This is a genomic window from Comamonas serinivorans, from assembly GCF_002158865.1.
GTDB lineage: Bacteria > Pseudomonadota > Gammaproteobacteria > Burkholderiales > Burkholderiaceae_C > Comamonas_E > Comamonas_E serinivorans.
Genome location: NZ_CP021455.1, coordinates 2,069,092 through 2,088,315, shown reverse-complemented (window position 1 = coordinate 2,088,315; position 19,224 = coordinate 2,069,092). Strand labels below are relative to the sequence as shown.

At 69.1% G+C, this 19,224-nt stretch carries 14 protein-coding genes; 6 read left to right on the top strand and 8 right to left on the bottom strand.

What is annotated here, in order from left to right:
- Positions 1-149: 149 nt before the first annotated feature.
- The 4 genes from aroC to CCO03_RS08945 form a co-directional block, all read right to left on the bottom strand.
- Complete coding sequence (gene aroC / locus CCO03_RS08960) at positions 150-1,220, bottom strand: chorismate synthase (RefSeq protein WP_087280066.1); 1,071 nt, start codon at positions 1,218-1,220, stop codon at positions 150-152.
- A 309-nt stretch (positions 1,221-1,529) separates the two neighbouring features.
- Positions 1,530-2,006: a CBS domain-containing protein gene (locus tag CCO03_RS08955; protein WP_087280063.1), complete on the bottom strand. Its 477-nt coding sequence runs from the start codon at positions 2,004-2,006 to the stop codon at positions 1,530-1,532.
- A gap of 547 nt (positions 2,007-2,553) precedes the next feature.
- Positions 2,554-3,603, bottom strand: a complete 1,050-nt coding sequence (locus CCO03_RS08950) for an extracellular catalytic domain type 1 short-chain-length polyhydroxyalkanoate depolymerase (RefSeq protein ID WP_087280061.1) — start codon at positions 3,601-3,603, stop codon at positions 2,554-2,556.
- 100 nt (positions 3,604-3,703) lie between these two features.
- Complete coding sequence (locus CCO03_RS08945; RefSeq protein ID WP_087280058.1) at positions 3,704-4,243, bottom strand: outer membrane protein assembly factor BamE; 540 nt, start codon at positions 4,241-4,243, stop codon at positions 3,704-3,706.
- 147 nt (positions 4,244-4,390) lie between these two features.
- On the opposite strand from CCO03_RS08945, the gene CCO03_RS08940 reads away from it, so the two are divergent.
- The 3 genes from CCO03_RS08940 (at position 4,391) to CCO03_RS08930 (ending at position 7,932) form a co-directional block, all read left to right on the top strand.
- The gene (locus tag CCO03_RS08940) at positions 4,391-4,603 is read left to right on the top strand and encodes a DUF3460 family protein (RefSeq protein ID WP_087280055.1); all 213 of its coding nucleotides are present in this window, start codon (positions 4,391-4,393) and stop codon (positions 4,601-4,603) included.
- Positions 4,604-4,731: 128 nt separating this feature from the next.
- On the top strand, positions 4,732-5,562 hold the full coding sequence (locus CCO03_RS08935) for a segregation and condensation protein A (protein WP_236904118.1): 831 nt from the start codon (positions 4,732-4,734) through the stop codon (positions 5,560-5,562).
- 417 nt (positions 5,563-5,979) lie between these two features.
- Positions 5,980-7,932: a PhoX family protein gene (locus CCO03_RS08930; RefSeq protein WP_087280050.1), complete on the top strand. Its 1,953-nt coding sequence runs from the start codon at positions 5,980-5,982 to the stop codon at positions 7,930-7,932.
- Positions 7,933-8,271: 339 nt separating this feature from the next.
- On the opposite strand, the gene CCO03_RS08925 is transcribed toward CCO03_RS08930, so the two are convergent.
- The gene (locus tag CCO03_RS08925; RefSeq protein ID WP_087280047.1) at positions 8,272-9,708 is read right to left on the bottom strand and encodes an aldehyde dehydrogenase family protein; all 1,437 of its coding nucleotides are present in this window, start codon (positions 9,706-9,708) and stop codon (positions 8,272-8,274) included.
- Between the two features lie 265 nt (positions 9,709-9,973).
- A complete protein-coding gene (gene mutS, locus CCO03_RS08920; protein ID WP_236904095.1) occupies positions 9,974-12,721 on the bottom strand; it encodes a DNA mismatch repair protein MutS in 2,748 nt (915 codons plus the stop codon).
- Between the two features lie 579 nt (positions 12,722-13,300).
- Between mutS and CCO03_RS08915 the strand changes: the two genes are divergently transcribed.
- Positions 13,301-14,626: an NAD(P)/FAD-dependent oxidoreductase gene (locus CCO03_RS08915; protein WP_087284452.1), complete on the top strand. Its 1,326-nt coding sequence runs from the start codon at positions 13,301-13,303 to the stop codon at positions 14,624-14,626.
- A 156-nt stretch (positions 14,627-14,782) separates the two neighbouring features.
- On the opposite strand, the gene CCO03_RS08910 is transcribed toward CCO03_RS08915, so the two are convergent.
- A complete protein-coding gene (locus CCO03_RS08910; RefSeq protein ID WP_087280042.1) occupies positions 14,783-16,228 on the bottom strand; it encodes a cryptochrome/photolyase family protein in 1,446 nt (481 codons plus the stop codon).
- A 236-nt stretch (positions 16,229-16,464) separates the two neighbouring features.
- Complete coding sequence (locus CCO03_RS08905; RefSeq protein WP_087280039.1) at positions 16,465-17,478, bottom strand: GlxA family transcriptional regulator; 1,014 nt, start codon at positions 17,476-17,478, stop codon at positions 16,465-16,467.
- Positions 17,479-17,592: 114 nt separating this feature from the next.
- On the opposite strand from CCO03_RS08905, the gene CCO03_RS08900 reads away from it, so the two are divergent.
- Positions 17,593-18,759, top strand: a complete 1,167-nt coding sequence (locus CCO03_RS08900) for a DJ-1/PfpI family protein (RefSeq protein ID WP_087280036.1) — start codon at positions 17,593-17,595, stop codon at positions 18,757-18,759.
- A 12-nt stretch (positions 18,760-18,771) separates the two neighbouring features.
- Complete coding sequence (locus tag CCO03_RS08895; protein ID WP_087280033.1) at positions 18,772-19,221, top strand: SRPBCC family protein; 450 nt, start codon at positions 18,772-18,774, stop codon at positions 19,219-19,221.
- Positions 19,222-19,224 lie beyond the last annotated feature (3 nt).

Sequence of the window (19,224 nt, the reverse complement as noted above, 5' to 3'; positions counted from 1 at the left end):
GAACGGATGGCGCGAGCCCGCCACATCGGCCAGAATGACGGGCCACGCCAGCCCGTCGCCCCGCCACACGAACGGCTTGTCCTGCCACAGCGCCAGCGGCCAAAACGCCCGAACCAGGAGCCCACCAGCGGATCATCGGCCGGCTGCCTTCAGCGCACCACGTCGCCGCACTGGGCACGGTCGCGCAGCGCATGCTCGATCAGCACCAGCGCCAGCAGCGCCTCGGCAATGGGGGTGGCGCGGATGCCCACGCAGGGGTCGTGCCGGCCTTTGGTGATGAGCTCGATCGGCTGGTCGTCCACGTCCACGCTCTCGCGCGGCACCAGGATGGAGCTGGTCGGCTTGATGGCCAGCTTGACCTCGATGGGCGCGCCATTGCTGATGCCACCCAGCACGCCGCCGTCGTGGTTGGTGGCGAACTGGCCGCCCGGCAAGAGGGTGTCGCCGTGCATGGAGCCCTTGTGCGTGGCCGAGGCAAAGCCGTCGCCGATCTCCACGCCTTTAACGGCGTTCAACCCCATCATGGCCCAGGCGATGTCGGCACTCAGCTTGTCGTACAGCGGCTGGCCCCAGCCCACGGGCACGCCTTCGGCCGTCACGCGCAGCACGGCGCCGACCGAGTCGCCCGTCTTGCGCAGCGCGCCCATGTAATCCTCCAGCGCCTGCGTGTCGGCCGTGGCGGCAAAGAAGGGGTTCTGATCGACCTGGGCCCAGTCCTCGAACGGGATCTGCACCTCGCCGATCTGCGTCATGTGGCCACGGATGCGCACGCCGAACTGGTCGGCCAGCCATTTCTTGGCCACGGCACCGGCGGCCACGGTGGGCGCCGTCAGGCGGGCCGACGAGCGGCCACCCCCGCGCGGGTCGCGGATGCCGTACTTCTTGAAGTACGTGTAGTCGGCATGGCCGGGGCGGAACTGGCGCGCGATCTCGCCGTAGTCCTTGCTGCGCTGGTCGGTGTTGCGGATGAGCAGCGCAATCGGCGTGCCGGTGGTCTTGCCCTCGTACACGCCCGAGAGGATCTCCACCGCATCGGGCTCGTTGCGCTGGGTGACGAACTTGCTGGTGCCGGGGCGGCGGCGATCCAGCTCGGGCTGGATGTCGGCCTCGCTGAGGTCCATGCCGGGAGGGCAGCCATCGATCACACAGCCCACGGCCGGCCCGTGCGATTCGCCAAAGTTCGTGACAGCAAACAAAGTGCCAAAGGTGTTTCCGCTCATGCCCCGATTATCCGGCAGGCACCGGCCCAGCCCAGGCGCGCGCGCGTCGCGGGGTGAGCACAGCCAGGCGCGGTGGCGGCGCGGGCAGGCCACCAAGCAGTATGGCCCGGTTGCCGTTCAATTTGAAACAGTAACCGAGCCATACTGCGTATTCTCGCAGGCCAAACCCTTGAATGAGCGATGGACGCAGGGCTGGCGCGGCTGCGGCATCGCCGGGTTCATCGGCGGCGTGCCTCGCGTCACGGCCTGCGACCCGCGGCCTGCGGTGCAGATCGCCTGGCCGCACCGCGGGCCAGGACTTGGCCGGGATCAGGCGCTGGGCTTGGCGGCGCCATCGACGCCGTCGCCGTCCTCGGCCGGCCAGTCGCGGATGTAGGCCTTGAGCATGCGGTTCTCGAAGTCCTGCGCATCGACCACGGACTTGGCCACGTCGTAAAAGCTGATCACGCCCATGAGCATGCGGCGCTCCATCACCGGCAGGTAGCGCGCGTGGGCGTCGATCATCATGCGGCGCACCTCGTCGAGCTCGGTGGCCGGCGTGCAGGTCAGCGGGTGGTCGTCCATGACCTTGCGCACCAGGCTGGTCCCCACGCTGCCGCCGTTGGCCGCGATGGCGGCAATGGCCTCGCGGAAGGTCAGCATGCCGACGAGGTCGCCATGCTCCATGACCACCAGCGAACCGATGTCCTTCTCGGCCATGGTGTCCACGGCCTGACGCAGCGTGTCATCGGGGGTGCAGGTGTAGAGGGTATTGCCCTTCAGGCGCAGGATATCGGTGACTTTCATGGCAAATACTCCGGTGCAACGCGGTCGGAACGCTGACCAGCGCGCGATCTCGACGGGGAATGTCGAGCGACTATAGCCCAGCGCAGCCGCGCACCGCATCGCATTTGCCACACGGCCGGCAAGCGGGCTTGCCCCTGGGCAACATGCACCAGCTGGGTGCGCGGGCCGCTCGATGCAGCGCATGCCCAGGCCTTCGCGGTGGGCGCGGTCCTGCGCGGCCGCGCCCGACGGCGAGAACTTGGGAACCTCTGCATAAATCGACTTCTGACGTGGCAGCCCACCGGCTATCCAACCGGCCACCCGCCGCTGGCACCAAAAATCAACGGCTCACATGAGAAGGGCCATCCGCGACACTGATGCTGAATCGCTCGTAACAGATCGTCCTTGATTTATGCAGAGGTTCCCTTGGCGGCGTTCTCCATGACGCCGCCCTCCTCCGCCATCACCGGAGCCACGAGCTGCCGCCGAGCGCATCGGTCCCTGACGGGCTCGGCGAGTTGCGGGGCGCACCAGAGCCAGCCGCTGTGCCCCCGCGCCGGGCGGTGCCTCAGCCGGCCTGACGCATGGCCTGTTGCGCAAACCGCCAGATCATGCGCGAGGCATCGGGTCCGGTCGGGTCGCTGAAGGCGTGGCGCGCCCGGCCGCCGCTCCAGGCGTGGCCCAGACCCTGGATCTCGCACAGCCGCACGCACAGCGCGCCACCGGCGAAGAAGTCGGTCTGCCGCCACGGCAGGCGGCGACCGCGCTGCTGCTGCCGGACCGGACCGGGCTGGGCTTCGGTGATCTGCGCCCACAAATCGGCCGCCTGCTCGCCGTTGCTGGGGCGCACCACGGTGTCGGCGTCGCCCTGCAGCACCAGCAGCGGCGGCAGATGGCGCCGGCGCGCCGCGACCGAGCGCGCCTTGCCCACGGCCGTGACCGCCACGTCCTGGCTGCGAAACCCCTGCATGGCCGCGAGGGCCGACAAGCCCGATTGCGCTGCCCCCGGCGCCACGCCCGAATGCATGGCGACGGCGCAAAAGCGGTCCAGGTAGGTCGCGGCCATCAGCGCCGCCATGCTGGCGCCGGCCGACAGGCCCGCGATGGCCACCCGCCGCGCATCCACCTGATGCAGCAGGCTCACCTGCTGGATGGCCTGCATCAGCGTGGCCGCCTCGGCCTGGGCCTTGCCCACCTTCAGCTCCCACCAGTTCCAGCAGCCCTGGGCGTTGTGCAGCACGTCCTGCTGCGGGTACAGCACCATGAAGCCTTCACGGGCGGCCAGCGCGTTCATGCGCGTGATCTGGGCGAACTCGGCCGCGTTCTGCCCGCAGCCATGCAGCATGACCACGAGCGGCGCCGGCGGGCGCCAGATGCGATCCAGCACCGTGGGCAGGAACAGCGCGTAGTGGCGCGCGCCCCCGGGCCCCATGGCGACGCCGGGCAGCCATTTGCCCGGGCCGGCCGGCAGGCGCCGGCTTTGCAAGGCCTCGGCGCCGGCCTGCGCCAGCCCCCCGGCCAATTGGCCGCCCACGCGCATGGCGCTCTGGGTCAGGCGCCCCAGGTTGCGGCCGTAGCTGCGCGTCAGGCTGGCGGCCAACGAAGGTTTCTTGCGCATGGGCTCCTTTCAGGTCACCTCGGCATTCAAGGCGTGGCAGATGGCAAGGCCATGACCGGCCGCTGGCCAGAGACGTCGCGGTGGCGGCAGCGACGGCGCGTCAGCGCCCGGCCCGCGAATCGGCCGATTGCGGATCGATCATGCTCGCCGCCTGCTTGACGGTGTACTGGCCGTCGTCGAAGTCGACCGAGAACACCATGTTCTGGTTGGGCGGCTCGATGTAGCGCCACTCGTACGTCACCTCGCGCTTGAGCGTGTAGGGCGTCACGCGCGCCGGCTTGCCGAGCAGCTTGCGCACCTCTTCCATGCGCATGCCCGGCACCACGCGGCGGAAGTTGTCCGCCGTGAGCACCTGGCGCACGGCCACCAACCGGCCATCGGTGCCCATGGCGATCTGGTAGTTCACCTTGCCTTCGGGCTGGCGGTTGTATTCAAAGATGCGCTCGCCGCCGGCGCCGTCCCACACCGCTTCGGGCTCGCCGAACTTCAGGCGCACGTCGGCCTCGGTCGAGACGCCCGGCTGCAGCTCGGCGATGCGCTGCTGGTCACACCCCGCCAGCAGCGCGGCCGCCAGGGCCAAGCTGGCCAGCAGACCGCCGCGCGCGGCACGGGAAAAGGGCAAGGCAAGAAAGGGGTTCATGGCAAGGCATCCGGGCCGGCGTGCCGCGCCGCTTCGCCCTGCGAAAACGCCGTCGGCATCGCCTAAAATCAAAGGTTTGCATTGTCAGGCCAATTGCGGCCTGTGCCGATGCCTCCTTCCCACACCCAACCGCAGACGGTCCCACACATGTCGATTTTTGCCCGCCCCCACTACGAATCCGACACCACCTTGTTCATCAAGGACCTGCGCCAGCAAGACCCACAGCTGGAAGCCCGCCAGCGCGCCGGCCGCGCCCTGCTGTGGGACCAGAAGATCAACCTGCAGCAAAAGGCCGACGCCGACGCCGCGGACGTGCCGCAAAAGCCCTACGTCTACCAGACCAACCCCCTGCAGGACTGAAGCCCGCATGAAGACATGGGGTATCACGCCATTCCCGTTGATGTATAAACGGGAATAACCGCATACCCCTTGCCCTTCAAGCACCCATCCGGCCCCGTGGTTTGACCGCACCCGCTTCCACCGACGACCTGCCGCCGCCCTCGCCCGAGGCGGCCGCCGCCGCACCGGGCGTGGTCGATCACGTGGCCGTGGCACGGCTGTATGGCGAACCGCTGTTCGCCATGCCACAGGACCTGTACATCCCGCCCGATGCGCTGGAGGTCTTCCTCGACGCTTTCGAGGGGCCGCTCGATCTGCTGCTCTACCTGATCCGCAAGCAGAACTTCAACATCCTCGACATCCCCATGGTCGGCGTCACGCGCCAGTACCTCAGCTACGTCGAGGAGATCCGCAGCCGCAATCTCGAGCTGGCCGCCGAGTACCTGCTGATGGCGGCGATGCTGATCGAGATCAAGTCGCGCATGCTGCTGCCGGTGCGCAAGACCGAGGACGGCAGCGAGCCCGAGGACCCGCGGGCCGAGCTGGTGCGCCGCCTGCTCGAGTACGAGCAGATGAAACTGGCCGCCGCCAACCTCAACGCCCTGCCCACGCTGGGGCGCGACTTCGTGGCCGCGCAGGTGCACATCGAGCAGAGCGTAGCGCCGCGTTTTCCCGACGTGTCGGTGGATGAGCTGCAAGCCGCGTGGCGCGACATCCTGCGCCGCGCCAAGCTCGTGCAGACGCACAAGATCACGCGCGAAGAGCTGTCGGTGCGCGAGCACATGAGCCAGCTGCTCAAGACCCTGCAAGGCCGGCGCTTCGCGCAGTTCGAAGACCTGTTCGACGTCACGCGCGGCGTGGCCGTCATGGTCGTCACCTTCATCGCCATGCTGGAGCTGGCGAAAGAAACCCTGGTCGAGATCACACAGGCCGAGGCCTTCGCCCCCATCTACGTGCGGCTGGCCTACTCGCCCGGGTGAGTCCAAGCCCTCCGCCTGGCGGGCGGTGCGGCAGGCCCTCACCCGCCGGCGCGCGGGCGCGCACCCAGTCTTGGCCAGGACGTCGAGGACGCCGCTTCCCCCGACGCTGCATCGGCCGCTGGGGCTGACACTCCCTCGCCGCTGCCTTAGCGCCTGCTGGCGATGCGCCATGTCCTCTCGGCAACGGCGCCATCCCTCGCGAACGGTCTCGTTGATTCGGTGCACGGCTGTCGTGGCCGCCGTCCAGCCGCCGGAGCGGCGCCCGCCACCGTCACACAACCGTCATCAAAACGCCATGGTGGTGACACACGGGGTTCCTAGCATTCGCCCGGCACGCACGCAGCCCTGCTGCTGATGCACTTTCAGACCGTGCCGATGGCGATGACGACATCGGCGCCCAACCCCACGTGAAACCTCATGTCTCAAACCTTGCTCAGCCGACGCAAAGCCCTGCAATTCCTGACCGGCGCACCCCTGCTGCCCCTGGGAACCGCGGTGTCTGCCTCCAGCCTGCTGGCCGCCTGCGGCGGCGGCGATGACGACGATTCCTCGACGCCCGGTCCCAAGAACTACGTCTCGGCCACCTTCACCTCCATGGCCGCCCCGACCCTGAGCACCCCCGCCAACATGGCCACGGTCTACGTGGCCTCGCAGCTCAAGGTCGCCTTCGACGACAACAGCACCCAGACCTATGAGCTGGGCTACCAGCCCTTCTTCGTCACCGGCACCGAAGTGCCCGATGGCAACGGCGGCACCATCCTGGCCGGCGGCTACTACGACATCAACAACCAGCCCATCTTCGACACCTCCGTCGCCGGCAAGGAGCGCCACTTCTTCTCCGACTGCCCCGATGGCTCCTCCCTCATCAGCCTGGCCAATGCCAACGTGCCGGGCGTCAAGGGCAAGGCCGTGTTCTCGGTGGTTCAGTTCGAATACGCCTCGGCCGACCAGGCTGGCAACAGCGCCTATGGCACGCTGCCGTCGCCCATCGCCGTGCTGACGCTGGACCAGGACCAGACCACCGGCAAGCTCAGCCTGGTCAAGTACCACAACGTGGACATGTCCAAGGTCCATGGCCTGTGGATCACCTGCGGCGCCAGCCTCTCGCCCTGGAACACCCACCTGTCCAGCGAAGAGTACGAGCCCGATGCCTTCACCGCAGCCAGCTCCAGCATGTTCAAGGCCTTCAGCAAGAACGTGTACGGCAACGAGACCTCGGCCAACCCCTACCACTACGGCCACCTGCCCGAAATCACCGTGAACCCCGACGGCACGGGCTCGGTCAAGAAGCACTACTGCCTGGGCCGCATCTCGCACGAGCTGATCCACGTCATGCCCGACAACCGCACGGCGCTCATGGGTGACGACTACACCAACGGCGGCCTGTTCATGTTCGTGGCCGACCGCGAAAAAGACCTGTCGGCCGGCACGCTGTACGTGGCGCACTACACCGACAAGCTGACCGACACCTCGACCGCCAAGATGCAGTGGATCAAGCTGGGCCACGCCACCAGCGCCGAAATCGAAGCGCTGGCCAACACGGTCAAGCCCACCGACATCATGGAATCGCTGACGGCCGACCCGCAGGACGCCAGCTACACCAAGGTCTTCCTGGACGGCAAGGCCGCCTGGATCAAGCTCAAGCCCGGCATGGAGAAGGCCGCCGCCTTCCTCGAGACGCACCGCTACGCCAACCTCAAGGGCGGCAGCATGGCCTTCACCAAGATGGAAGGCACGACCATCGACATCAAGGACAAGGTCGCGTTCTCGGCGCTGGCCAACATCCAGACCTCGATGATCGAGAACGACGCCGTGTGGGACGCCAAGCACAACGTGAGCTTCCCCAAGACCGTCAAGGCCGGCGGCATCCTGCAGCACGACCTGGGCGCCGGCCAGAAGGACAGCGACGGCAACACCATCCAGAGCGACTGGGTGCCCACGCAATCGCACATGCTGATGATGGGCGAGGACATCGCCTCCGACGCCCTGGGCAACACCGCCCACCCCGACAAGATCGCCAGCCCCGACAACCTCAAGTTCTCGGAAAAGATGCGCACCCTGTTCATCGGCGAAGACAGCGGCAACCACGTCAACAACTTCCTGTGGGCCTACAACGTCGACACCAAGCAGCTGGCGCGCGTGCTGTCCACGCCGGCCGGCGCCGAGTCCACGGGCCTGCATGCCGTGGACGAGATCAACGGCTGGACCTACATCCAGAGCAACTTCCAGCACGCCGGTGACTGGAGCAGCCTGCACGCCAAGATCAAGGATCAGCTCGATCCGCTGATCAACGCCAACTACAAGGACAAGTTCGGCGCCGCCGTCGGCTACGTCACGGCCACGCCGGCCCAGCCCTCGCTCAGCAAGTAAACCGCTGCGCACACCAACAGGCCGCTTGCCCCGGGGCAAGCGGCCTGTTTCGTTGGTTGAGCCATCCATTGGGGTATGAGGCCATCCTCGTTTTCTTATCAACAAGAACCCGCCCATACCCCATCGACATGCTTGTCGTTGGCCCCACCCGGCAGACGGCGAAGCCTGCGGGGCAGTCGGGCGACTGGCAGCTGACGTCCACCGCCTGGGAGCAGGCTGCACACCGGGCATGCCCCGTTTCCAGGCCCCTCCATGCACAACGGGGAGCATCGCTCCCCGTTGGGTGGTTCAGGGCACACATGGCGGCTTGCGCCGGGCGCCTGGGTCAGGCTGCGCGCCTCAAGCCTGCTTGGGCTGCGCGCCCATCACGGCCTTGGTTTCCAGGAAGTCGCGGAAACCGTGCACGCCCCACTCGCGGCCGTTGCCCGACTGCTTGTAGCCGCCGAACGGCGCCGTGACGTCCGGGCCGGCGCCATTCAGGTGCACGTTGCCGGTGCGCAGGCGGGCGGCCACGGCACGCGCGTGCTCCAGGCTGCCCGATTGCACGTAGCCCGACAGGCCGTAGGGCGTGTCGTTGGCCTGGCGGATGGCGTCTTCTTCGGTGTCGTACGGCAGGATGGACAGCACCGGGCCGAAGATTTCCTCGCGCGCGATGGTCATGTCGTTGTTCACGTCGGCGAACACGGTGGGCTTCACGAAGTAACCCTTGTTCAACCCTTCGGGACGACCCGTGCCGCCGGCCACCAGCGTGGCGCCTTCGTCGATGCCCTTTTGGATCAGGCCCTGGATCTTGTGCCACTGCGCTTCGCTGACCACGGGGCCGATGTGGCGGCCTTCGGCCATGGCGTCGTTCACGGTCACGGCTTCGGCCGTGGCCTTGGCCACGGCGATGGCCTGCGCCTGCTTGGCACGCGGCACGAACATGCGCGTGGGCGCGTTGCAGCTCTGGCCCGAGTTCGTGAACACGGCCTGCACGCCCTGGGCCACGGCCTTCTCGATGTCGGCATCGTCGAGCACGATGTTGGCCGACTTGCCGCCCAGCTCCTGCGCCACGCGCTTGACGGTGCCGGCAGCCGCACGGGCCACGGCAATGCCGGCGCGGGTCGAGCCGGTGAAGGTCATCATGTCGATGTCGGGGTGCAGCGACATGGCTTCACCCACCGTGGGGCCGTCGCCGTTGACGAGGTTGAACACGCCCGGCGGCACGCCGGCTTCGTGCAGCACCTCGGCCACCAGCAGCGCGTTCAGCGGGGCGACTTCGGACGGCTTGAGCACCATGGTGCAGCCGGCGGCCAGCGCGGGCGCCACCTTGCACATGATCTGGTTGATGGGCCAGTTCCACGGCGTGATCATGCCGACCACGCCGACGGGCTCGTGCACGATGGCCGTGGTGCCCTGGGTGTGTTCAAAGGCAAAGTCCTTGAGCACCTGGGCCGTGGTGGCCAGGTGGGCCACGCCCATGGCCGCCTGTGCGGCCTTGGACAGCCACAGCGGCGCGCCCATCTCCTGCGAGATGGTGGGCACGATGTCGCCCATGCGCTTTTGGTAGACCTCGATGATCTTGGCCAGCAGGGCCAGGCGCTCTTCACGCGTGGTTTGCGAATAGCTCTCGAAGGCGCGCTTGGCGGCCGCCACGGCGGCGTCCACATCGGCGGCCGACCCCATGCTGATGCGGGCGAAGGCCTCTTCGGTGGAGGGGTTGATCACGTCCAGCGTGCGCGGCGTGACGGGATCGACCCAGCGACCGTCGATGTAGAACTGCAAGTGGTCTTTCATGTGCTTGTCTCCTTGGGGTGGTTGATCGAAGGGCTGTGCGGCGCCATCGGCAGCCGCCCGGCCTGGGGCAAACCGATGCAGTATGCACCGGCCAGCCGCGTCTCACCTCGTCGGTCCCGATGAAATTGCAGGCTCTCGCCTGTCGAAACGCCGGCGACCCGGCCATCAGCCCTGCGGGCATGGCGACGGGGTGACGACTTGACCACAAGTATGCACCCATTGCCGTTGGATGTTCATCGGCAGCGGCTGGATACCCTTGCCTTGCTCAGCCCAGCTGCTTGAGGCGGTACAGCGCATCGAGCGCATCGCGCGGGGTCAGCTTGTCGGGGTCGATGGCGGCCAGCGCCGCCTCGAGCGGGTGCGCCAAGGCCACGGCGGGCTCGGGCGGGGCGGCAAACAGGTCGACCTGCGGCGTGGCCGCATCCATGTGGGCCTGCAGTGCAGTCAGCGTTTGCTGCGCCTGGCGCAGCACGGGCGCCGGCATGCCGGCGAGCTTGGCCACTTGCACGCCATAGCTCTTGTTCGCCGGGCCGGCCTGCAGCTCGTGCAGGAAGACGATGTCGGCCCCGCCCTGCTGACCCGCGGCCTCGACGGCGCTCACGTGCCAGTTCACGGCGCGGTGGTGCTCGGCGGGGAACTCGGTCAGCTCGAAGTAATGGGTGGCGAACAGGCAAAAGCACTGCGTCCTGTCGTGCAGGTGCGAGGCAATGCCGCTGGCCAGCGCCAGGCCGTCGAAGGTGCTGGTGCCGCGGCCGACCTCGTCCATCAGCACCAGCGATTGCGCGGTGGCCGTGCGCAGGATCTGCGCGGCCTCGGTCATCTCCACCATGAAGGTCGATTGCGCGTTCGCCAGGTCGTCGGCGGCGCCGATGCGGGTGTGGATGGCGTCCAGCGGCCCCAGCTGGCAACTGGCGGCCGGCACCCAGCTGCCCATGCTGGCCAGCAGGGCGATGAGCGCGACCTGGCGCATGTAGGTCGATTTGCCGCCCATGTTGGGCCCGGTGATGAGCTGCATGCGCTGCTTGACGCCCAACTGCGTGTCGTTGGCGATGAAGGGCTTGCCGCTGGTCTCCTGCAGGCGCGCCTCGACCACCGGGTGGCGACCGCGCATGATGGCAATGCAGGGTTGATCGACGAACTGCGGCGCGCACCAGTCCAGGGTGTGGGCGCGCTCGGCCAGCGCGCACAGCACGTCCAGCTGGGCCAGCGCGCGGCCAAAGCGGGTCAAGGCGGGCACGTGGGGCTGCAAGGCATCGAGCACCTGCTCGAACAGCCACTTCTCGCGCGCCAGCGCCCGCTCCTGCGCCGACAAGGCTTTGTCCTCGAAGGCCTTGAGTTCGGGCGTGATGAAACGCTCGGCGTTCTTCAGCGTCTGGCGGCGGCGGTAGTTGTCGGGCACCTTGCTGGTGTGGCTGCTGGTGACCTCGATGTAGAAGCCGTGCACCTTGTTGAACTGCACGCGCAGGTTGGGAATGCCCGTGCGGGCGCGCTCGCGCGTCTCCAGGTCCAGCAGGAAGGCGTCGCAGTTCGTCTGGATGCCGCGCAGCTCATCGAGTTCGGCGTCGAAGCCCGCGGCGATCACGCCGCCGTCGCGCACCAGGGCCGCCGGCTCGTCCTGGATGGCGCGCCGCAGCAGCTCGCCGCAGTCCGGCGCCAGGCTCAGGCCGGCCCGGATGTCGGCGAAGAGGAAAGCGCCCCCACCCTCCCCGGCTGCGCCGGGGTCGCCGCCCTCGAACAAGGTGGCCCTTGCGGGATCGAGGCCATGCTGGCCGGGGTCCGCGTGCGCCCCGGCAGTGGCGGGTGAGCCCGGCAGCAGCTCGGGCAAATCACGCCGGGCCAGGGCCTCGCGCAGGGCGACCAGCTCACGCGGGCGCACCTGCCGCAGGGCGATGCGGGCGGTGATGCGCTCCACGTCGGCGCTGCCCTTGAGCGCGTCGCGCAGGGCCAGCATGGGCGGTGCGGCCTGGCCGGTGGTCCGCAGCAAGTCGCCAATCGCGGCCACGCGCTGGGCGGGCGCGGTGCGGGCCAGCGGCGGGTTCAGCAGCCATTGGCGCAGCAGGCGGCTGCCCATGCCGGTGCGGCAGGTGTCCAGCAGCGACAGCAGCGTGGGCGAGTCCTCGCCGCGCAGGGTGCGCGTCAACTCCAGGTTGCGCTGGGTGCTGGCCGGCAAATGCAGGAGTTCCCCCTGACGGCCGATGGCAATGTCTCGCACGTGGCTCAATACCTGGCCTTGCGTGTGTTCGGCGTAGGTCAGCAGCGCGGCCGCCGCGGCGTGCGCCTGAGCCATGCCCTGCGCGCCCCAGGCCTGCAGGCTGCTTGCCTGCACCTGCTCGCACAGCTTGCGCGCGCCCAAGCCCGCGTCGAACTGCCATTCGGGCCGCAGCGTGACCGGCACCGGCGAGACCTGGTTGAGCCGCGCCTCGAAGGCCGGCGACACCCCGGCCGAGGCGATCAGCTCGCTGGGTGCGATGCGCGCCAGCCACTCGGGCAGGTGGTCAGGCGCGGCTTCGGCCAGGTGAATCACGCCTTGCGTGACGGCCAGCCAGGCCAGGCCCAGCGTGTTGCGCGGCCCCTGCTGGACGGCCAGCAGCATGGACTCGGCCTTGTCCGGCAGCAGCGCCGTGTCGGTCAGCGTGCCGGGGGTGACCACGCGCACCACCTTGCGCTCGACCGGGCCCTTGGAGGCCCCGACCTCGCCGACCTGCTCGCAGATCGCCACCGACTCCCCCAGCTTGATGAGGCGGGCCAGGTAGGTTTCGAGCGCGTGCACCGGCACGCCGGCCATGATCACCGGCTCGCCCGCCGACTGGCCGCGCTTGGTCAGGGTCAGATCGAGCAGGGCCGAGGCTTTTTCGGCGTCGCCATAAAACAGTTCGTAAAAGTCCCCCATGCGGTACAGGACGAGCGTCGTCGGGTGCTCGGCCTTGATGGCCAGGTACTGCGCCATCATGGGCGTGTGCGGGGCTTGTCCACCTGTCGCAAGCGGTTCAGGGGTGTCGGTGGCGGCTGGCATGTGGTGTGAATTCAAACGGTTGGCGCGAACGGCGGCCCATCGACCGCCTGGGGGCACTGGCCTGGGCATGGCGGCATCGGCCGCCGCGGCGCGGCTTGGGGCGCAGCGAAAGGCACTGCGATGCCGCCCGGAACGTGGCGATGGGCGGACACACCGCCCCGCGGCACCAGGCATTGGCACTGCGGGAGGCCCCATCCAGCCACGCCGGCGCAGCGCGCGCGCGGGCAGTCGGCCGCGAGAGCCGGTGATTATGGTGCAGCGGCTGGCGCGCCTGGCCGCCCGGGTCTTCGCCCTCGCGGGACGCAGGTCGACCGCCGAAACGCCCTGTGCCCGGCGCGCCCGCACCGGCCCACCGGGCGCACCGCGGGCCAGCTGCCCACCGGCCTGGTCCCCTGCGACGCCACAAGGCAGCACGACTCCGCGGGGGACCGAGACGACGGACTTCAATCTGGACCTGGGCGGCCGAAACGCAGCCCGCGGCAGCACCATCTCGGGCGCTCTGCCGGACCCGGCGAAGGTCGCGACCGTGGACGGCCAGTACCATCTCGCCCAACTCCACTTCACGACGAGATGTCTGCCATGGCGAATTCCGAGGATTGCGACGTGCTGGTGATTGGTGGCGGGCCCGCAGGCTCCACCATCTCCACCTTGCTGGCCCGCGAAGGGCGCAAGGTGGTGCTGCTCGAAAAAGACCATCACCCGCGGTTCCACATCGGCGAGTCGCTGCTGCCGGGCAACGTGGCGCTGTTCGACCAGCTCGGCGTGCGCGACGAGGTGGCGCGCATCGGCATGCCGAAATTCGGCATCGAGTTCGTGCCACCCAATGGCGACGCGCGCAGCTACGTCGACTTTGCCGAGGGCTGGGATCCCAAGCTGGATTCGGCCTGGCAGGTGCGCCGCTCCGAGCTGGACGAGGTGCTGTTCCGCCATGCGGGCAAGTCTGGCGCGCTCGCCATCGAGGGCGCCCAGGTGCGCAGCGTCGCGTTCGACGACACCGGCGCCGACGTCACTGCCCAGATGGCGGACGGCAGCCAGCGCCACTGGCGCGCGCGCTTCGTGGTGGACGCGAGTGGCCGCGACACCTTTCTGTCGAAGAAGCTCGGCACCAAGCAGAAGAACGCCGACCACAACAGCACGGCGCTGTTCGGCCACTTTCGCAACGCGCGCCGGCTGCCGGGCAAGCGCGAAGGCAACATCAGCATCTGCTGGTTCGACCACGGCTGGTTCTGGTTCATTCCCCTGGCCGATGGCACGACCAGCGTGGGCGCGGTGTGCTGGGCCTACTACCTGAAGGCCCGCGACAAGCCGCTCAAGGACTACTTCTTCGACACCATCGCGCTGTGCCCCGAGCTGCACGACCGGCTCCAGGGCGCTGAGCTGGTGGACGACGCGGTGCACGCCACGGGCAATTTCTCGTACTCGAGCACCCAGGCCACGGGCGACAAATACCTGCTGATCGGCGACGCCTTTGCCTTCATCGACCCGATGTTCTCGTCCGGCGTCTTCCTGGCCATGCAAGGAGGCTTCGACGGCGCGCAGCATGTGGCCACGGCGCTGGACCGGCCCGAGGCCTTGCGCGCCGCCCGCGAGGCGCTGGAGCAGCGCATGCGCGCCGGCCCCCGCGACTACTCGTGGTTCATCTACCGCGCCACCAACCCGACCATCCGCGACATGTTCATGCACCCCAAGAACGTGTTCAAGGTCAAGCAGGGCCTGATGTCGCTGCTGGCGGCGGACCTGCACCACGGCCCGGCCTTTCGCCGTTCGCTGTTCATGTTCAAGGTGCTGTACTACGCCATCAGCATTGCCCACTTCCCGCGCACCTACCGCGGCTGGAAGCGCCACCGCGTCAACATCCGCGACCACGGCAAGCTGCGCGGCGAGACGATTCAACAGCAGGACTGACGCACGCCGGGCCGACGGGCGGCGGGCGGCCTGCCTGGCCAGATCATCTGGGGTATGACCCTGTTCCCGTTTTGCTTAAAACGGGAACAGGGTCATACCCCTTGATCACGCCACACCCCTCACGCACGGCCGGCCGCGGCGCCCCCACGCGTTCGCTCACAAGGGGGTGAAGCGCATCAGCGTGCGTTCGCGGGCACGCGCATGGTCCACCACCGGCAGCGGGTAGTCGACGCCCAGCTGCAGCCCACAGGCCGCCAGCTCCAGGGGCTTCATGGCCGCGGGAAAGTGGATGTGCGCATCCGGCACGCGCGCCAACTCGGGCAGGTAGCGGCGGATGAAGCGGCCCTCGGGGTCGAAGCGCTGCGACTGCGTGATGGGGTTGAAGATGCGGAACCACGGCTGCGCATCGCAGCCCGTGGAGGCGGCCCACTGCCAGCCGCCGTTGTTGGCGGCCAGGTCGTAGTCGTTCAGGTGTTCGGCAAAGTGGCGCTCGCCGCGCCGCCAGTCGATGCCCAGGTCCTTGGTCAAAAAACTCGCCACCACCATGCGCAGCCGGTTGTGCATGTAGCCGGTCTGGTGCAGCTGGCGCATGGCGGCGTCGACCAGCGGGTAACCGGTGCGCGCCTCGCACCAGGCCTGCCACAGCGCCGGCGCCTCGTCCCACTGCACGCGTTCGCACTCGGGCTTGAAGCACTGCGTGACCACGTGCGGGTGGTGCCACAGGATCATGAAGTAGAAATCGCGCCAGGCCAGCTCGGACAGCCAGGTCTGTGCGCCTTCGCTGCCCTCCTCGGCCTGCCGGGCAGCCAGCGCCGCCAGCTGGCGGATGGACACGGTGCCGAAGCGCAGGTGCACCGACAGGTAGGAGACGCCTTTGCGGCCCGGGTAGTCGCGCGCCTGGTGGTACGCAGCCATGCGCGGCAGAAAGTCCTGCAGCAGCCGCTGCGCGCCCTGCATGCCGGTGGGCAGTGGCAGGGTGGCCAGGTTGGTGGGGGCAAAGCCCAGCTCGGCCAGCGGGGGCAGCCGCTCGCCCGGCGGCGGGGGCGCCAGGTGGCGGGCATGGCGCGCCACCGGATAGGCCTTGAGTTGGAAGGCATCGAGCTGCTGCAGCCAGGCGCGTTTGTAGGGCGTGAACACGCTGTAGGGCTGGCCTTGCCGGGTCAGCACCTCGTCGCGGTCGAGCAGCGCCTGGTCTTTGTGGTCGCTGAAGGCGATGCCATGCGCCTGCAGGGCCGCCGCCACGCGTTGATCGCGGGCGCGAGCCTCGGGCTCGTAATCGCGGTTGACCAGCACCTCGTCCACGCCCAGGTCCCGCGCCAGTTGCACGATGCAGGCCTCGGCCGGGCCATGGCGCACGATGAGGCCGCCACCCGGTGCCCCGCTGCTCGCGGCCAGCTGCTGCAGGCCCCGGTGCAGCTCGGCCACGCTGGCGTGGATGAAGGCCACGCGCCGATCCTCGCGGCTGGGCAGCGCGTCGAGGATGGTGGTGTCGAACACGAAGGCGCAGTACACCTGGGTGTGACGGCGCAGGGCATGGTAGAGCGCGGCATGGTCGTCGCAGCGCAAGTCGCGGCGCAGCCAGACCAGGGCGGTGGTCGTCATGGAACAGCAATCTCCTGGGCCGTGCGTCGCCGGTGGCGTGCGATCAGCCCGTGCACGGTGGTGCCTGGCACACCCGCGCCGGGCAGACCCGCCGGTTGTCGGAAGCCTGCACCCGCGAAGGCGACCGCCGGGCGGTCAAACGCGCGACGATAAACCATGGCGCCCTCCCCCCGGCCTTGCGCAGCCGCGAACCGACGCGGCAATCCAGCCCCTGCCCGTGCGGCGTCCGCCATCGCTCACGGCGGCGTGCCATGCAAGGCCTGGAACAAGGCCGGCGACACGCCAAACCGCCGCTGAAAGGCCAGGCTGAGCCGGGATGTGGGAAACAGCCCGACGCGAGTGGCCACCGCCTTCACCGCCAGGCCCTGTGCGAGCAGCATGCGCGCCGCATCGAGCCGCACCGTCTCGACGAAGCGAGCCGGCGTTTCGCCCGTGGCGGACACGAACTTGCGGTGGAAGGTGCGCTCCGTCATGTGGGCGCGCTCGGCCAGGGCTCCGACGTCGAGGGGCGCGTCCAGGTGGGCGTCGATCCAGGCGATCAGGTCGGCGAACGGGTGGCCCGCCTGAATCTGCGCCTGCAGCACGGGGCTGAACTGGGATTGATAGCCCGGCCGTCTGGCGTACAACACCAGGCGCTGAGCCACGTCGCCGGCAATCTGGGCGTCGAGGTCGTGCGCCACCATGGCCAAGGCCATGTCGATGCCCATGGTCACGCCGGCCGAGGTCCACAGCCGGCCGTCCACCACGTACAGCGATTCGGGGTCCACGCGCACCTGCGGAAACGCCCGCGCCAGGGGCTGGCAGGCGTCCCAGTGGGTGGCCACGCGATGCCCGTCGAGCAGGCCCAGCGCCGCCAGCACCAGGCTGCCCGAGCACACCGAACCCAGGCGCTGGACCGAGGCGGCCAGGGGCTGCAGCGCCGCGAGCAACACCGCGTCCCGCAGGGCGGCCCCCAGGGGTTCGCGCTCGGCCCCGGCCACCAGCAGCGTGTCCGGCGCCGGTGCCCGCCCCGCGAGGGGCTCCGTGTGCCCCGCCAGGGGCTCCATGTGCTCCGCCAGGGGCTCGGTGTGCACCGCCAGACCGCAGCTGCTGGGCACCAGCCCGCCCAGAGCCGACGCCAGGCCGACGCGGTAGAACGCCGGCCGACCCGCCTGGCTCAGGGCCCGATTGGCCCCCTGGAACACCGAGGCCGGCCCCGACACATCGAGCAGCTCGAACCCGGGGTAGACGATGAAGACGATCGCGTGCATTGGCAGAAATTGCCCCATCTTTGTCCTTCGCGCCAGGGGTTGGGCCGCTAACCTGTGTCTGATCGTTCACACAGGGCGGCCCGCCCCGCAGCGCCGCCCACGCAGGAGAACACCATGAACACACGCTGGTTGATCGGGGGCGCCGCCGTGCTGGCGCTGGCCGCGCTGGCCCTGGGGTGCTGGCTGTTCAGCCTGCCCGCCACCCGGGCTGCTCGCAGCGATGGGCCACCCATTCCCCAGGCCGAAACCATGGCCCTGCGCCAGGCGCTGGCGCCGGCTCCGCACAGCGGGCGCGCCCGGCCGCTGATCGCCGTGGTTGGCCTCAACGACGCCACCGAGACCACAGACTACCTGATGCCCACGGGCATCTTGCGCCGGGCCGACGTGGCCGATGTCGTCATGCTGGCAACCGGCCCAGGCCCGGTGCAGCTGTACCCAGCCCTGCGCGTGATGCCCGATGCCACGGTGCAGGCCTTCGACACCGCGCATCCGGACGGCGCCGACTACGTCATCGTGCCGGCCATGAGCCGCGACGACGACCCCGCCGTGATGGCCTGGCTGCGCGGCCAGGCCCGCAAGGGCGCCCGCATCATCGGCATCTGCGCCGGCGCCAAGGTGGTGGCCGCCGCGGGCCTGCTTGACGGCAAGCGCGCCACCACGCACTGGTTCTTCCGGCGCGACCTGCAGGCACAGCACCCCTCGATCCACTACGTGGCCGACCGGCGCCTGGTGGCAGACGCCGGCGTGACCACCACCACGGGCATCACGGCCTCCATGCCCATGATGCTGGCCCTGGTCGACGCCATCGCCGGCCCCGACAAGGCTCAAGCCCTCGCACGCGACCTCGGCCACGCACCCTGGGACACGCGGCACGACAGCGGGGCCTTTCGGCTCACGCGCGACTTTGCACAGACGGTGATGCGCAACCGCCTGGCGCTGTGGCGCCATGAACGCCTGGGCGTGGCGCTGGCATCCGGCATGGACGAGGTGTCGCTGGCCCTGGCGGCCGATGCCTGGTCCCGCACCTACCGCTCGCGCGTGACCAGCTTTGCCGCGGCCAGCCAAGCCGTGACCAGCCGACACGGCGTGCGCATCGTCCCCGACCAGGTCACCAACGACTGGCCTGCAGAGCGCCGCATCTCGACCTATCCTGACCAGCCGCCCCAGCGCTCGCTCGACCTCACCCTGCAGGCCATCGGCGAGCGCCATGGCCGGCGCACCACCGAGGTGGTGGCCATGCAGCTGGAATACCCACTGCCCGCTGCCACCCGTCAACCCTGAACCGGAGGCCCCATGCCCAGCACCATCCACCTGCACCGCGTGTTCACCGCCCCACCCGACAAGCTGTACCGCGCCTTCCTGGAGGCCGACGCCATCGCCAGCTGGCTGCCCCCCAACGGCTACACCTGCACGGTGCACGAACTGGACGCCCGGGTGGGCGGCGCCCACCGCATGTCCTTCCGCAACTTCACCACCGGCGACAGCCACGGCTTCGGCGGCACCTACCTGGAGCTGGTGCCGGGGCGACGTCTGGTCTACACCGATCGCTTCGACGACCCGGCCCTGCCGGGCGAGCTCAAGGTCACGGTCGACCTCACCGCCGTGTCGGTCGGCACCGAAGTTCGCATCGAACAGCAGGGCATCCCCGACCCGATTCCGCCCGAAGCCTGTCACCTGGGCTGGCAAGAGTGCCTGCGCAAACTGGCCAAACTCGTGGAGCCCGACCTGCAGCAGGCGCCCTGAGGC

Bases quoted from the DNA above. Each gene is read 5' to 3' on its own strand.
- aroC (WP_087280066.1), bottom strand. From the start codon at position 1,220: ATGAGCGGAAACACCTTTGGCACTTTGTTTGCTGTCACGAACTTTGGC.
- CCO03_RS08955 (WP_087280063.1), bottom strand. From the start codon at position 2,006: ATGAAAGTCACCGATATCCTGCGCCTGAAGGGCAATACCCTCTACACC.
- CCO03_RS08950 (WP_087280061.1), bottom strand. From the start codon at position 3,603: ATGCGCAAGAAACCTTCGTTGGCCGCCAGCCTGACGCGCAGCTACGGC.
- CCO03_RS08945 (WP_087280058.1), bottom strand. From the start codon at position 4,243: ATGAACCCCTTTCTTGCCTTGCCCTTTTCCCGTGCCGCGCGCGGCGGT.
- CCO03_RS08940 (WP_087280055.1), top strand. From the start codon at position 4,391: ATGTCGATTTTTGCCCGCCCCCACTACGAATCCGACACCACCTTGTTC.
- CCO03_RS08930 (WP_087280050.1), top strand. From the start codon at position 5,980: ATGTCTCAAACCTTGCTCAGCCGACGCAAAGCCCTGCAATTCCTGACC.
- CCO03_RS08925 (WP_087280047.1), bottom strand. From the start codon at position 9,708: ATGAAAGACCACTTGCAGTTCTACATCGACGGTCGCTGGGTCGATCCC.
- mutS (WP_236904095.1), bottom strand. From the start codon at position 12,721: ATGCCAGCCGCCACCGACACCCCTGAACCGCTTGCGACAGGTGGACAA.
- CCO03_RS08915 (WP_087284452.1), top strand. From the start codon at position 13,301: ATGGCGAATTCCGAGGATTGCGACGTGCTGGTGATTGGTGGCGGGCCC.
- CCO03_RS08910 (WP_087280042.1), bottom strand. From the start codon at position 16,228: ATGACGACCACCGCCCTGGTCTGGCTGCGCCGCGACTTGCGCTGCGAC.
- CCO03_RS08905 (WP_087280039.1), bottom strand. From the start codon at position 17,478: ATGCACGCGATCGTCTTCATCGTCTACCCCGGGTTCGAGCTGCTCGAT.
- CCO03_RS08900 (WP_087280036.1), top strand. From the start codon at position 17,593: ATGAACACACGCTGGTTGATCGGGGGCGCCGCCGTGCTGGCGCTGGCC.
- CCO03_RS08895 (WP_087280033.1), top strand. From the start codon at position 18,772: ATGCCCAGCACCATCCACCTGCACCGCGTGTTCACCGCCCCACCCGAC.